The 13,255-nt window shown below is 52.9% G+C and carries 9 protein-coding genes; 4 read left to right on the top strand and 5 right to left on the bottom strand.

Features of this window, described 5'->3' with window-relative positions; genetic code table 11:
- Window positions 1–3 precede the first annotated feature (3 nt).
- Complete coding sequence (locus JI735_RS16480; RefSeq protein WP_039834868.1) at window positions 4–1,575, bottom strand: PucR family transcriptional regulator; 1,572 nt, start codon at window positions 1,573–1,575, stop codon at window positions 4–6.
- Between the two features lie 128 nt (window positions 1,576–1,703).
- Between JI735_RS16480 and JI735_RS16475 the strand changes: the two genes are divergently transcribed.
- Entirely contained in the window at window positions 1,704–2,471 is a 768-nt protein-coding gene (locus JI735_RS16475) for an SDR family NAD(P)-dependent oxidoreductase (RefSeq protein ID WP_202677581.1), read from the top strand.
- Between the two features lie 83 nt (window positions 2,472–2,554).
- On the opposite strand, the gene JI735_RS16470 is transcribed toward JI735_RS16475, so the two are convergent.
- The 4 genes from JI735_RS16470 to JI735_RS16455 form a co-directional block, all read right to left on the bottom strand.
- Entirely contained in the window at window positions 2,555–3,907 is a 1,353-nt protein-coding gene (locus JI735_RS16470) for a sodium-dependent transporter (RefSeq protein ID WP_039834862.1), read from the bottom strand.
- A gap of 170 nt (window positions 3,908–4,077) precedes the next feature.
- The gene (locus JI735_RS16465) at window positions 4,078–5,214 is read right to left on the bottom strand and encodes a glycoside hydrolase family protein (protein ID WP_039834866.1); all 1,137 of its coding nucleotides are present in this window, start codon (window positions 5,212–5,214) and stop codon (window positions 4,078–4,080) included.
- A gap of 21 nt (window positions 5,215–5,235) precedes the next feature.
- Window positions 5,236–7,050, bottom strand: a complete 1,815-nt coding sequence (locus JI735_RS16460) for a heparinase II/III family protein (RefSeq protein ID WP_039834861.1) — start codon at window positions 7,048–7,050, stop codon at window positions 5,236–5,238.
- Between the two features lie 31 nt (window positions 7,051–7,081).
- Entirely contained in the window at window positions 7,082–8,221 is a 1,140-nt protein-coding gene (locus JI735_RS16455) for a DUF2264 domain-containing protein (RefSeq protein WP_202677580.1), read from the bottom strand.
- A 138-nt stretch (window positions 8,222–8,359) separates the two neighbouring features.
- Here JI735_RS16455 and JI735_RS16450 point away from each other — a divergent pair, with 138 nt between their 5' ends.
- From JI735_RS16450 to JI735_RS16440, 3 genes are all read left to right on the top strand, one after another.
- Window positions 8,360–9,196 (top strand): AraC family transcriptional regulator, encoded by an 837-nt coding sequence (locus JI735_RS16450; protein ID WP_051051707.1) that lies wholly within the window; start codon window positions 8,360–8,362, stop codon window positions 9,194–9,196.
- A 136-nt stretch (window positions 9,197–9,332) separates the two neighbouring features.
- Window positions 9,333–10,097 carry a hypothetical protein gene (locus JI735_RS16445; RefSeq protein ID WP_202677579.1) on the top strand — a complete coding sequence of 255 codons (765 nt, stop codon included), beginning with the start codon at window positions 9,333–9,335 and terminating at the stop codon, window positions 10,095–10,097.
- Between the two features lie 221 nt (window positions 10,098–10,318).
- The gene (locus JI735_RS16440; RefSeq protein WP_233476426.1) at window positions 10,319–13,189 is read left to right on the top strand and encodes an S-layer homology domain-containing protein; all 2,871 of its coding nucleotides are present in this window, start codon (window positions 10,319–10,321) and stop codon (window positions 13,187–13,189) included.
- Window positions 13,190–13,255: the final 66 nt, after the last annotated feature.

The raw sequence follows: 13,255 nt of genomic DNA, 5'->3' as shown, positions 1-13,255 counted from the left end.
CATCTATCCGCTTGTGCATTCTCCTGCTTCCCTCAATCTATCAAGGTAGGCGGTCATTTTATAGGACATATATAATTTCAGAACGTTATCAATATTGTCTAAATCCACATGGATCAATACACGGATCTGGTGCAGACGGTACCGCAGGGTGTTGCGGTGGATGAACAGCTCGGTGGCGGTTCTTTGCAGCTGCCGGTTGTTTTTCAGATAGATAAAAAGGGTATGATACAGGTCAGCATGGTGCTTCCCGTCGTATTCCCGCAACGTAAGCAGCGCCGGATGGCATACCTCCCGGTAATCCCCTTGTGTGTAGGCAGACAACATGTCGTACAGCTGCACATCGGAGTATAAGACCACAGGGTCGGCAGGCATGGCGATCAGGCCGATCTCCAGCGCTTTGACCGCCTGCAGATAGTATTTGCGGCAATCCGCAATATCGCTGAATTCACTGCTGATTCCCAGGCGAATCTGATTCGAGGTCAGGAATTCGCGCATATCAGGACCACAATCCATTCTTGCTGCCTTAAGCTCCCGTTCCCAGATACTGACAATATACCCATTATAAAAGATCTGACGTTCCGCGGTAAAAAGCGTACTGATCCGGTCCCGTAAATATCCGTTGTATTTGCCGGAAGCATCATACTGCGCAATATCCAGCACCAGCACGGACAGCCTGCCGGTCAGCCTGATATTACCGCTTCTAAGCCTCTCTTGGACAAGTTCCTTGCCGCTCAAGTGATTTTCCAGCAGATCATAGATCAGCTCATCATACACGGCATGCGCAGAATTCCGGTAAAAGCTGTTCTTCTGCAGTTCCGCCGCCACCATCTCCCCGGCAAAAGCGGCTAGGTCACGGTCCCTCGGATGGATAGGCCGTTCTGTGCCCAGCAAAATAAGATTGCCGACAGGCTTGTCCCCGATTTTAATCCTGGCCACCATTTTCGCGGCAGCACTGCCGCTGCAGAACACTTCATACGGTTCCCCGGACTTTGCACCGTTTTGTACGCTTTTCATCTTTTGGACGGCGGCAATAAAATCATAGGAGCAGTAGCCCTTCTGCAGATTATCCCTCCAGACCGGATCGTTCACTTCGCTGTCTGAATAGGCCAGAACTTTATAGCTTAAATCAATGACGATTACCGGATTACCCAATATATCCGCTGCCACCGATACGATGTGATCCATCCCTTTTCCGGCCGCAAAAGCTTTGAGCAGCGTTGCCTTGGCCTGCTCCGTTTCCGCTTTTTCCAGAAACAGCTCCCTGGTCTGATTGTAGATTTCGAAGACATCTTCTCCCGCTGTAAACTCAATGATATTCGGGCTGCTCTCGACATCCTCCTGTACAGGAAGCTCCGCGTCATTGATCAGCATCAGGCTGGCATTCTCCATATTAGCGGCATTTCCCGGCAGCATGGATCTCTTGCCCACATAGATAAATTCGGGCGCAAAGGAGGTTAGACTCTTCGTAATGAGTATAGCATCACTGTAGATCTCATCCTCTAATCTCCTGTTCCGGTGAACACGGACTGCTTGCTTGTCAAAATGCCTGCTCAGTTGCTCAAAGCTAATACTCATCACTCTCACCCTCTGTTTATTATAGTGCGGGTTGCACAACGATTCCATTTATTTTTATATTTTCCATATATATGATCGTGAAAAGGTCTATGTTACATTGAAGCTGACGATGAAGAAGGAGGGGTATCATGAATAATCTGTTTGATTTAAGCGGCAAAGTGGCCGTTGTAACCGGCGCAGCTGGCGGGATTGGCGCAGAATTGGCTAAGGCGCTCGCCGCCCAGGGCGCGGATGTGGCCCTTCTGGATCTAAGACCGGACAAGCTGATAACACCGGCCAGGGAGATCGAATCCGCAGGCCGCCAGACCCTGTCACTGGGATGCGATGTCATCCGGGAGGATGAGATTGAGGCTGCGGTCCAGGCGATTTTACAGCATTGGGGCAAAATCGATATTCTGGTGAACAATGCCGGGGTCGCCTCCGCCGGTTCAGTGGAGGAGCTGGAAGAGCGGGAATGGGACCGGGTGATCGACACCAACCTGAAAAGTATATTTCTTATGTCCAAGCATGTCATTAAGCCCATGAAGGAGAGAAGGTATGGCCGGATTATCAACATGGCCTCCGTCTGCGGCATGACCGGCAGCAAGTCATTTCCGCTTCATGCCTATAATGCCTCCAAAGGCGCGGTCTTGAGTATGACCCGGGGCATGGGGGCTTCCTTGGCTCCATACGGCATAACTGTGAATGCCATTGGCCCCAGCCTGTTCCGCACGGAAATGACTGAACGCGCCCTGTATCAGGACAGTTTTCTCCAGTTGTACAATGCGCAGTGTCCCATCGGCCGGCCCGGCAATCCGGAGGAATTGAACGGTGCAGCCATCTATTTTGCCTCGGACGCTTCCAGCTACACGACGGGCCAAACCCTGTATGTTGACGGGGGCTGGACCTCGGTTTGATTCCAAATGAATAACACAACAAAAACCCTACAACTCTTGTGGTTGCAGGGTTTGAGTGTGTTCTTTCTGCCGGAGTACGGCTATTAAAAGGTCAAAATTCCCGAGGTATGCAGCAGCACCAGGAACACCAGAACCGGGGCGACATACCGGAGCATGAACAGCCAGATGCGGAACCAGCGCGCCTGCAGCCCGGCCGCTTCCGCTGCCCCCTTCCAGAAGTACCCGGCAAAAATGGTGATCAGCAGGCCGCCAAGGGGCAGCATAATGTTGGAGGTGATGAAATCCATCCAGTCAAACAAGGCTTTGCCGCCGAATGTAAGCTCCGGGAACATCCCCAGCGACATCGCTGAGGGAATACCGAGCAGGAAACAGATGAGAGACAAGATCCAGACTGCACGCTGGCGGCTCCAATTCCAGCGCTCCATAGCGAAGGATACAGGCACTTCAAGCAATGATACGGCTGAGGTCAAAGCGGCAATCGCCAGCAGAATGAAGAACAGGCCGCCGAAGAACGAACCAAAAGGCATGGCCGAGAAAGCTGCCGGCAGCGCGATGAAAATCAGTGAAGGCCCCTGATCGGGGGCAATGCCAAACGAGAACGTCGTCGGAAAAATAATCAATCCGGCGATAAACGCGTACACCAGATCTCCGGCGCCAATCGCCAGTGCTGCGCTGCCCAGCGACTGTCTTTTATCCACATAAGAACCGTAAGTCAGCAGAATCCCCATCCCGAGCGACAGCGAGAAGAAGGCATGTCCCAAGGCGACCAGCGCGGATTCGGCCGTCAGCACCGAGAAGTCCGGTTTGAGGAAAAAGGATACCCCTTCGCCTGAACCCGGCAGCGTTACGGCGCGGATCATCAACACAATGAGAAGAACGACCAGGCCGGGAATCAATACTTTATTAAATTTCTCAATCCCGCCAGAAACCCCAAGGATAACTACCCCCGCCGTAATCAGCATGGCAACGCCCTGCCAGACTATCGGCATATACCCTGAGATAAAGGAGCCAAACTGACCCGCGTAATCACTTGTGCTGAACAATTGTCCATTGAAGGCGATCAGCGCGTAGTTCAGCGTCCAGCCTGCAACAATAATATAAAAGGAGAGGATCAGAAACGGCGCCACCACTTGCAGAATTCCGGCTGCCTTCCAGCCCTTCCCGCCTCCGGCCCGTATGAACGAAGTCGCCGCGCTTCCGCGTCCGCTGCGTCCGATGGCCAGCTCAGCCAGCAATACCGGCAAGCCGATCAGCACCAGGCAGACGATGAAGAGCAGGAAAAAAGCCGCCCCTCCATTTTCTCCTGTAATATAAGGGAACTTCCACATATTTCCCAGACCCACTGAGCTGCCGATGGCCGCAAAAATAAAGCCGCTGGAAGAAAAACGCTCCTTTTTCTCCGAAAGCAGGCTTGTTTCACCTTTAAACTGATTCATCCTAACGCCCCGTTTTCTTTTTTAGACCTCATTATAGCTTAAGTAACACGGAGAGTCATATGAAAATTTTATTAACTCTCACCAGAATGCTAAAAGATAGCCTTCGGCGCTGTCTCAGTTTCGTCCGGATCTTTAGGAAAATCCACCCCCGAAATCACCGGAAAAGGCTCCTATTCCCAGTAGAACGGGCCGGCTTCCTTAAGCCGGGCCAGCGCCTCGACATAAAAGAAATCACCGTAGATAAGGGGAACGTCAATGTTGCGGTTCTCCGGATAGTTGCTTGTTCCGTGAAGCAGCAGCCCTTCCTCGTCCGGCTGGTCCCAGGTTCCGTAATTCCGGTAGAGAGACTCCATGATCTTCAGCGCACCGCTGCGGTACACATGTGACTCCGGATCGTCTGCCAGGCGGGCCAGCAGCAGCAGGCCGCTCGCTGCGCAGGAGCCGGCAGAGGTATCGCGGATTTCACCGGTTTCCCCTGGCGCCCTGAAGTCCCAATGGGGAACATGATCTTCCGGAAGCCGGGTCAAAAAGAAATCCGCAACCCGCTGGGCAGCATGCAGATACTCCTGTTTGCCCGAATGGTGGTACGCCAGCGCCAGGCCGTAAATAGCCCAGGCTGCGCCGCGCGACCAGGCAGATTCAGAACCGTAGCCCTGCCCGCCAAGCTTCTCCTTCACCTCCCCCGTGTCCGGATTGAAGTTGACGATATGGTACACCGAGCCGTCTGCCCGGATGAAATGCTCCAGCACGGTATCCATGTGCGCCTCGGCGGTATGACGGTAGCGCGGATCGCCTGTCTCTGCGGAAGCCCAGAACAACAGGCTGGTATTCATGCAGCAGTCAATAATTGCAACACCACTGTTGTCCTCCCCTTCCCGCCAAGGATTCCAGGCCCGGATATAGCGGCCTTTCAGGTTGAAGCGGGCGGACAAGTAATTGGCCGCTTTTAAGGCCCGAATCCGCGATATTTCATTTCCTGTCAGCTTGTAATTCGCCACACTGGTTAAAGTCCACATAAAGCCCAGATCATGATCCAGTCTGACGTATCCTTCCAGCACCTCGTCAAGCCGTTTCTCACAGCGCATGGCAATCGCTTTCAGGCTCTCGTCACCGCATTCTCCGTAGAACTGCCACAGCATACCGGGCCAAAATCCGGCTGTCCACCAATCCGGGGCTTCCAGCACATATTTGCCGCTCTGACTTGCATGAGGGAATTCAGCGCCGATTCTTTGGCTGTTTATCCCCGTTTTCTCCAGTGCCTTACTCCAGGCTTCTTCTACCCAGGCCGTATCTTCCATTTGTTTCATCATTCAAACACCGCCGTTCATCTATGATAGGAATTGAAATGTGAATACCAATCTGCCCTCAGAGCCGGGCCGGAGCACATGAAAATCCAGCGTATGCCAGACCGTCTCCCGGCCGTAATGATCACGGTACTCACGTTGCGTAATTTCGGGTTCCACCAGCTTGTCATCATAATGTACTTCTACTCCGCCGCCATCACTTCCCGGCAGCAGGACGATGCCGGCCCGGAGGAGTTCCGGCTGCCGCCAGGTTACGAACCGCTCGGTCCAGCTCTCCGGCGCCCCCTTATGCAGGTACTCGTCACACAGCTCCAAACGGGGGAGTTCCTCCTTGTGCCATACCAGAGAACGGATCAGTGACTTCAAGCCTTCCGTTTCATATGCCTTAGACAACTCCAGCTTTAGCTCGTCCCTGTCCGTCCCGGCGGCAGCATGCAGCACTGCTGCGGCATATTCCGGTCCTGCACTCTGATACCGGCCGCTTATTATCGGCACCGAATGACCCTGCGAACCATTGCAGTCATACCGGTAGCGGCCTTTGCCGAAATAATCCGCCGTGTACTCTCCGCTTCCAAGGTCCGCGGCGTAGACTTCCCCGCCGCCGGCCAGAATGAAATGGCCCAGATCATTATGATTATGCGGTTCATCGTTATGGCCGCCCTTGGCAGCGAAGCCAAAGACCTTCCCCGGAGAACCGTGCCGTGCAACGATCCAGGCCGCATCAGGAAGATAAAAGCTGGCGGCATCCCACTCCTGCGCACCCCTGCCCTGCCTGGTCCAGATCAGATTGCGCAGTGCCGGAGCCCAGCGGCTGCAATGATCCTCTGTATATGGAGCACGAAGCTGTGCCGGAGGCGGCTCGATACCGGAATATTCAGCCGCCAGATAATGGGACAGGCCCATATGTACACGGACCCGGGGCGTCGAATCAGAGAAATTCGCTACAAGGCTGCCGCCTATGAAGCATTTCTGCTGGAACGCGGCGATGCTGCGGACCTTATCATTTTGGAACCAGTCCAGCTTCCCTCCGCTTCTGGCCCGCAGAAGATCGCTGTAATACGTGAAATAGCCGAATCCGTAATTCCAATAGCCAAGCCCCTCCGCACACGCTCCATCCTCCCCGAAGCCCTCCAGATAGAAGTGCATGCAGCGTTCCGTCTTGTGCAGAATCCGGCTCAGCTGAGCCGGGTCATCCAGTGCCAGCATAGCCGCCGCCCCGACCGACCCTGCACAGACAGCAGACCAGTTATGTGTGGCGGTCTCCCAGTGATAAGGGCCGTCTTCCAGAAAAGGCCGGAATATCCTGCGTTCCACTTCAGCCGAGATCCGGGAACGCAGCAGCGGCGACAGCCGCCCGCCCAGAAGTAACGATATTTCGCTTAGGGTAAAACCGGTCTCAGACGAAAAAAGATCAATAAACCGTCCGATCTCCGTGACCGCAAAATCCGGAGGCAAATGGGCGGGAACACACCAGGTGTACTCCCCGCAGATAGACCACAAGATATCCTCCAGCTCCCTCAGGTATCCCGGATTCTCCGGCTCCAGCAAAGCAAGCACAGCATACGTATTCAGCCTTCTTCTCCGTTCGAAATAGACCCGTTCATACTCCAGCCTGGAGCCTGTTCGCGCAAAGGCCGTGAACAGGGAATATTTCAGTTCCTTGATGTCCAGAGCTTCCAGCCGCAGACCCTCAGCCCGGATTTCAGAGATCATCTCCTTCCATTCGCCGGACTCCGCCGCCCGCTTCCAGAAAGCATCCTGATCCCCCTGCGGATAATAATGGCTCACTTGCAGCGGTCCAGCCTCCCCGATGATATCAAGCAGTTCCTGTTGATCCATATCTGCTCTCCCCTTTCCAGTAGCGCAAGAATTACAAAGCATGGTCGCGCATAACATTCTCACCTGCAGCAATTTGCTGCGAAGTCCAATTCTGATTTTCCCCGCTCCAGAATGAATCTTCAGGCAGCAGCCCCAGCGGAAGAAATACGGCTGCGCATAAGTACAAGCTGCCTGTATTGATATAGCTCTCGGCCAGCTCCGGCTGATAGCCGTATACGCCCGGGCGCAGCCAGCCGTTCTCATCCAGATTGCCCGGGAACTCCATTATCCGCCTGATCACAGCCGTCAGGGCACAGCGTACCTGCGCAGGCTGCAGGGATGCTTCAAGGAAATGCTGAAGCGCCGCCTGCGCGAGCAGCTGAAACGCCCCGAAGCGGTACACGATGGAACGTCCAAGGAACGGATAAGTGCCGTCCGGTGCAATCATCCGCTCCAGCACGGCGGCATACCGCCGGGCCCGCTGCATAATCAGAGGCTTCAATTGGGGGTAATGCGCCGAATCCTGCTCAAAAAGGGTAATCACATCCACGAGCATCGGCTGAATAACAAAGCTGTTGTAATAATCCCAGTGATAATCTTTGCCGTCTCCGTATACTCCGTCGCCTTTATACCAGTCCATGAACATATGGACTGCATAACCTACCCGCATCCGGTCGTATTCCGGATCGCCGAGAATGTACAGCGCCGCCTCCACCATTGCGCTGAACAGCAGCCAGTTGCTGCCGCTGGGGGCCGTCCGGCGGGTCTTTTTTAAGGCCGCAATCACGTTGCGCCTGACGCGTTCATTCAACTGCGAGGCCAGGCGCTTTGGTGCCCGCACCAGCGCATGCGCCAGAAAAGCCGCATCGACCAGCGGCTGCCCCTCCGCCTCAAAATCCATATAATCCGCAGAATCCGGGTCCGTAGCTGCATCAAGCGCTTCCAGCATCAGCTTGGCGTAATAACCTCTAAGCTGTTCTTCTTCACCCTCAAGGCCTTCCAGCTCCAGCCAGGGCGCCATTCCGCAGGCCAGCCGGGCAAAAGCTTCCAGCGGCGCGAAGCCGCTCCGGCCGCTGTGGAATTCCACCGGCAGCGTTTCCGCAAGTGTTCTCCGCCTCAATGCTTCCAGCACCGGAGCACCGATCAGCAGCATCGTATCCAGCCAATATTTACGCTGTTCCTTACCGTTCATATTCCATTCCTCCATGGCTTCGCTCTTCGGGATTGTCTAAACTTCATTTATAGTTTAGTTTTATGTTATCGCAATGTCTTTGCGATAATTAATGATTTGTTGCGTTTATTGCGATAAATTCCGAAGGTGGCCTACGATATGAAGCATGCCGAATATTATCAGCAGTTCCATGGTGATATCCTGGCGGGAATCGGCAATTCCCCGACCTCTCCAACCAAGGATTTTCACATTCATGACCATTATGAAATCTTTCTGTTCCTGGGCGGACAGGTGAACTGTTTTGTGGAACAGTACAGCTATCCTTTGAGTCCCGGAAATGTCCTAATATTCAACAATCAGGAAATCCATAAAATCATCAACCTGTCCCCAGAGCCCTATGAACGGATTACGATCCACTTCAAAGCACCGCTGGTTTACCCTTTTTGCACCGCTGACACAAATCTGCTCGCCTGCTTCCAGAACCGTCAGACCGGGGAACATAACCTTTCGCAGATGGATGAGGCAGAGCTTGAAGCTTTTACCGGACTGGCCTTCCGTCTCATCGATATCCTGAAGCATCCGCAGTACGGCAGCGACGTTCTGGCGCTCACTTATCTGATTCAGCTGCTGGTGCAGGTCAACGATCTGTACAGCCGCAGCTTTTCGGCGGTTCCCAGTCTGATCTCCACACTGATTCAGTCGGCCATGGCCTATATTGATCACCATCTGCATCTGCCCCTTTCGCTGGAGGGGATCGCTGAGGAACTGTCCGTAGATAAATATTATCTCAGCCATCTGTTCAAGCAGCAGACCGGAGGAACCCTCTACCGCTATGTCCTGTTGAAAAAAATAACCTTAGCCAAGCAGCTCCTCACCGCCGGCAACTCGGTATCTGACACCTGCTATCTGTCCGGCTTCAATGATTACGCCAATTTCATCCGTACCTTCAAGAATTTCACGGGCTACACCCCCGGCCAATACCGAAAAAAAAGCTAATTATTTTGGATATATGGAGCCTCTCTCCCTACTGACTGTTTACATAGTTAATTCTTTAAATTAATACTATCGGTACAGATCAGCTTTATAATTTCTCATAATATAAATCTTGTTAACGCAGAGGGAGAGAAAAACCATGTTCAAAGAACGTATCCGCCGAAGGTATAAATTTATATCCTCAAGCGCAACAATGCTCCTCCTACTCATCACCGTTATCGTAAGCACCCTGCAACCGGCAGGCCTCATTGCCGCTGACCCGCCCCTACCCAATACCGTAGTCATCGAGGATTTCGAGAACAACCTGAGCGATAACGTGCTGGTTCAAAAAAGGAATTTCTCAGGCGCGATGAGCCTGGAATCCGATCCCCGGCATGTCCGCTCAGGGAATAATTCCGTACGTGTGGATTATGACTACATTGGCGTTAAGGAAAACCCTTCCTATGTGTATTTAGGCCCTGCAGCTCCGTATCCTGTTAACGGCCTACCCCAAAAAATCGGGATGTGGGTATACGGTAACAACGATGGACATCTCATCTTCAGCAAGTTCAGGGATGGCAACGGAAAATCCTTTGAGGTGGAATATTTGGACGAGAACGTTGGCGTGGACTGGACAGGCTGGAAATACATTGAGGGTGACATTCCTCAAGATAAAGTCGGACCGATCACACTCGAAATATATATGCGGATTGAACAATCCATTTTTGACAAAAAAAATAAAGGCACGGTATGGGTTGATGATGTACGCTTGATCTATGAGCAGGACCCTAATGAAGATATGGCCGTCCCAACACTGGATGTACTCTCTCCGGCAAATGAAGCTGTGATCGATACGAACTCCCCCGCATTCAGCTTGCGGCCGCCGATGCCCAATCAGGCATTGATCCCGGCTCAGTTACGCTGAAGCTGGATGGACATCCAGTACAGCCCGAGTATGAAGCGGCCAGCGGCCTCATTTCCTATCAGCCTTCCGCTCCGCTGGCAGGGGGATATCATACCGTCCAGTCAGCCGTATATGACAGATCCGGCAATCCTGCCGAGAGCAGCAGCACCTTTTTTATTCAAGACGGGATTCAATACCACCTGAACGCCCCCACAGAAGTCATCAGCAACAAAACATTCCAATTGAAGCTTCAGGTCAAAAATGCTGTTGATTTGCAGGATTCCTATGCCCAGCTTCAATACGATCCCCAGACGCTGGAAATTACCACTGCTGAACCTCAGGTAGCGGCACCGTTCGTTGCGCAGAATGAGATCGACCCTGTAAAAGGGCAGTACCGGCTGCAGCTTGCTGGACTGAGCAAGGATTCCCTGCCGGCTGATGAGACGATTGCGCTATTAAATGTGGCTGTAAAACCCAGTGCCAAAATGGAGCGCGGCGAGGCATTCAAATCCATCGTAATGAGCGACGGCAGTTTTCGTAAGACTGTAGGTGAAGCTGTCTATGCACTGGCTGCATCCCACAAGTATACGATTGGTTTTCCTTACAAGCTCACTGTAAAAGGGAGCTCCCTTCATACGAAAAGCACCCTTCGTGTCACAGATGATGCAGGAGTGCCGGCCAAAGGGGTGTCCATCATCCCGTCCGATCCTCTTTTTCCCCAGTATTTCGCTGAGGTGAAGCCGGTAACGGCTGACGTCTACGCGGACGCTGACCCGGTTTCGGCCAAACTTGCTTCCTTCACCCAAGGTGAACAATTTTTTTCGGACGGAGTGACCCGCGGGGAATATACCGCAATCCGTCTGCCCGACGGCAAAACCACAGGCTGGATTTCCACCGCAGCTGTTGATGTGAAGCTTCTGAAGGATGGTTGGGGGCTAACCGATGCGCAGGGTGAAATCCGGACCTCCCTGACAACACTGGCCTTAACGAACCTTAATCTTCAGGCAGTGAATGGGGATAAAGTCAGCAAGGTATTCTCTTTGTCCGTAGTGCCGCAGCTTGGCTCAGATATGCCTGAATATGTAAGAACCTATGTTACAGAGGATATGAAAACCACCCAAAGCATCGTCTGGAAAACGGCCCCCCGCGTGGAGCGCGGTGTGATTCATTACGTGGAGGCCAGTAAGTTCACCGGTTTTGACCAGCCTAATATCAAAGAGCAGACGGCGGAACCGCAGCTTCTGCTGGCTCCCGACCGTGTCGGAGAAACGTTGTTTCATAAAGGGTTGCTCCAGAGCCTGTCACCGGGTACGGAATACATCTACCGTGTCGGATCACCGGGATTGTGGAGTGAGCAGTATAGGTTTACGACAGAGTCAGCAAGCCCGGAAGCCTTTTCCTTCTTGTTTGTCACGGACTCTCACACCAATACTGAAGAAGCCTATCATATTCATCAAAATTTGCTGAGCAGTGCTTTTACCAACTACCCGGATGCCCGGTTTGTGATGCACGGTGGCGATATTGTTGACGATGGCGGCATCATGAATGAATGGGAGCAGGATATGAAGGCTTCACAGCTATACAGCGGGAGCGTGCCATCTGCCTATACGATGGGAAATCATGATGTGAAGAATGGCGGGAAGGAAGTATTTAGAACCGCTTTGGGGCTCCCTGGCAATGGAATGGCCGGACAGGAGCAGCTGACGTATTCGTATGATTATGAGGATACTCATTTTATCGTGCTCAATTCTGAAGCCGATGAAGTGGACATGCAAAAACAGGCAGAATGGCTGCGGGGAAACCTGCAGGCCAGCTCCAAAAAATGGAACATCGCCATGTTCCACCGGCCTGCTTATCATACAGAGGATGGGCGTGGTCCGGAGCTCGTCACCAAATATCTGGCCCCTGTCCTTGAGGAGCTTGGCGCAGACCTGGTGCTGGTGGGCCACGATCATGCGCTCGCTTGGACCTATCCTATGAAAAATGGCCAGCCCATGAAGGATGGCAGTCCAGGGACTGTGTATCTGTCCGGCGGGTCCTCCGGCTGGAAATTTTATGATGCGGTCAAGTTCGATTATCTGGAGTATCTGTATGATGACAATTTCCCGGTATATTCCGCCATCACGATCGGCAAGGATCAGATCTTGATCGAAGCCAGAAAGGCCGATGGCGAACAACTGCAAGCCTTGACCATTGAAAAAGCTAAGACCTCAGAGCCTGAACCTGAGCCTGGCACAAGTCCAAGCCCGGCACCGAGTCCGTCGCCAAGCCCGCTGCCAAGCTCAGATCCAAGTCCGGAACCAAGCCAGACGCCAAGTCCGAACCCTACTCCAACCCCTGGCTCCGGGACAGGCTCCAATCCGGGCACGGTACCTAGTACAATGCCAAGTGCTGTGGCTACGGCAGCGCCCACAGCCGTTCCGACAACCAAACCTGTACCTGTTGAGGCACCACAAGGTTCTATATTTGCTGCAGGAGTAAATTCTCAAGCTTTAAAAGACACCCTAAAGGGTGCGATTGCCGGGAAAGACGGAAACGTTCCTGCACCTGTCCTTAAGGACATTGCTGATCTGTGGAGCACCCGGACGATATCGGCTTTCCTTAAACTGAAAGTCATCAACGGTTATGCCGATGGCACTTTCAGACCCGACAAAACCATCACCAGAGGGGAGTTCGCTGCTATCGTTGCCAAAGCATTTGGGCTGGCGAAATCGGACGCTTCTGCCCTTCAATTGAGTGACGTTAATACCCATTGGGCCCAGGAAGCGATTGCTGTATTAGCTTCCAACGGGATCATTGCCGGTTACCCGGACGGAACCTTTAAGCCGGCCCGGGAGATCAGCCGCTCTGAGATCATAATGATCTTGTCCAGGATCGTGAACTTCAACAGCGCAGCACCGGTAAAAGCCGGCATCATCTTCAGTGACACGGCGGATTCGTGGAACAAGGACCAAATTGCCAGAGCTGCCCAAATCGGGCTAATTAACGGAAAAGGCAATGGCAAATTCGCCCCTGCCCAATCCTCAACCCGGGCAGAGGCATTGACCATCGTCATGAACGCCCTTTGCCTGGACCCGGAAATCAAAGCTCTGATGGATCAATTGTCTAAATAATCGTCTGTAGAACCTCTACACTATGTAAAAGACCTTCAACTCCACGGAATGATGGAGTTGAAGGTC

The organism is Paenibacillus sonchi (assembly GCF_016772475.1).
In the GTDB taxonomy this organism is placed as follows: Bacteria; Bacillota; Bacilli; order Paenibacillales; family Paenibacillaceae; genus Paenibacillus_AQ; species Paenibacillus_AQ sonchi.
This window is presented reverse-complemented; position numbering and strand designations above follow the sequence as displayed.

What these genes read in the sequence shown, in the direction of transcription:
- JI735_RS16460 (WP_039834861.1), bottom strand. Translation starts at nt 7,050, where the DNA reads ATGGATCAACAGGAACTGCTTGATATCATCGGGGAGGCTGGACCGCTG.
- JI735_RS16475 (WP_202677581.1), top strand. Translation starts at nt 1,704, where the DNA reads ATGAATAATCTGTTTGATTTAAGCGGCAAAGTGGCCGTTGTAACCGGC.
- JI735_RS16480 (WP_039834868.1), bottom strand. Translation starts at nt 1,575, where the DNA reads ATGAGTATTAGCTTTGAGCAACTGAGCAGGCATTTTGACAAGCAAGCA.
- JI735_RS16470 (WP_039834862.1), bottom strand. Translation starts at nt 3,907, where the DNA reads ATGAATCAGTTTAAAGGTGAAACAAGCCTGCTTTCGGAGAAAAAGGAG.
- JI735_RS16450 (WP_051051707.1), top strand. Translation starts at nt 8,360, where the DNA reads ATGAAGCATGCCGAATATTATCAGCAGTTCCATGGTGATATCCTGGCG.
- JI735_RS16445 (WP_202677579.1), top strand. Translation starts at nt 9,333, where the DNA reads ATGTTCAAAGAACGTATCCGCCGAAGGTATAAATTTATATCCTCAAGC.
- JI735_RS16455 (WP_202677580.1), bottom strand. Translation starts at nt 8,221, where the DNA reads ATGAACGGTAAGGAACAGCGTAAATATTGGCTGGATACGATGCTGCTG.
- JI735_RS16465 (WP_039834866.1), bottom strand. Translation starts at nt 5,214, where the DNA reads ATGAAACAAATGGAAGATACGGCCTGGGTAGAAGAAGCCTGGAGTAAG.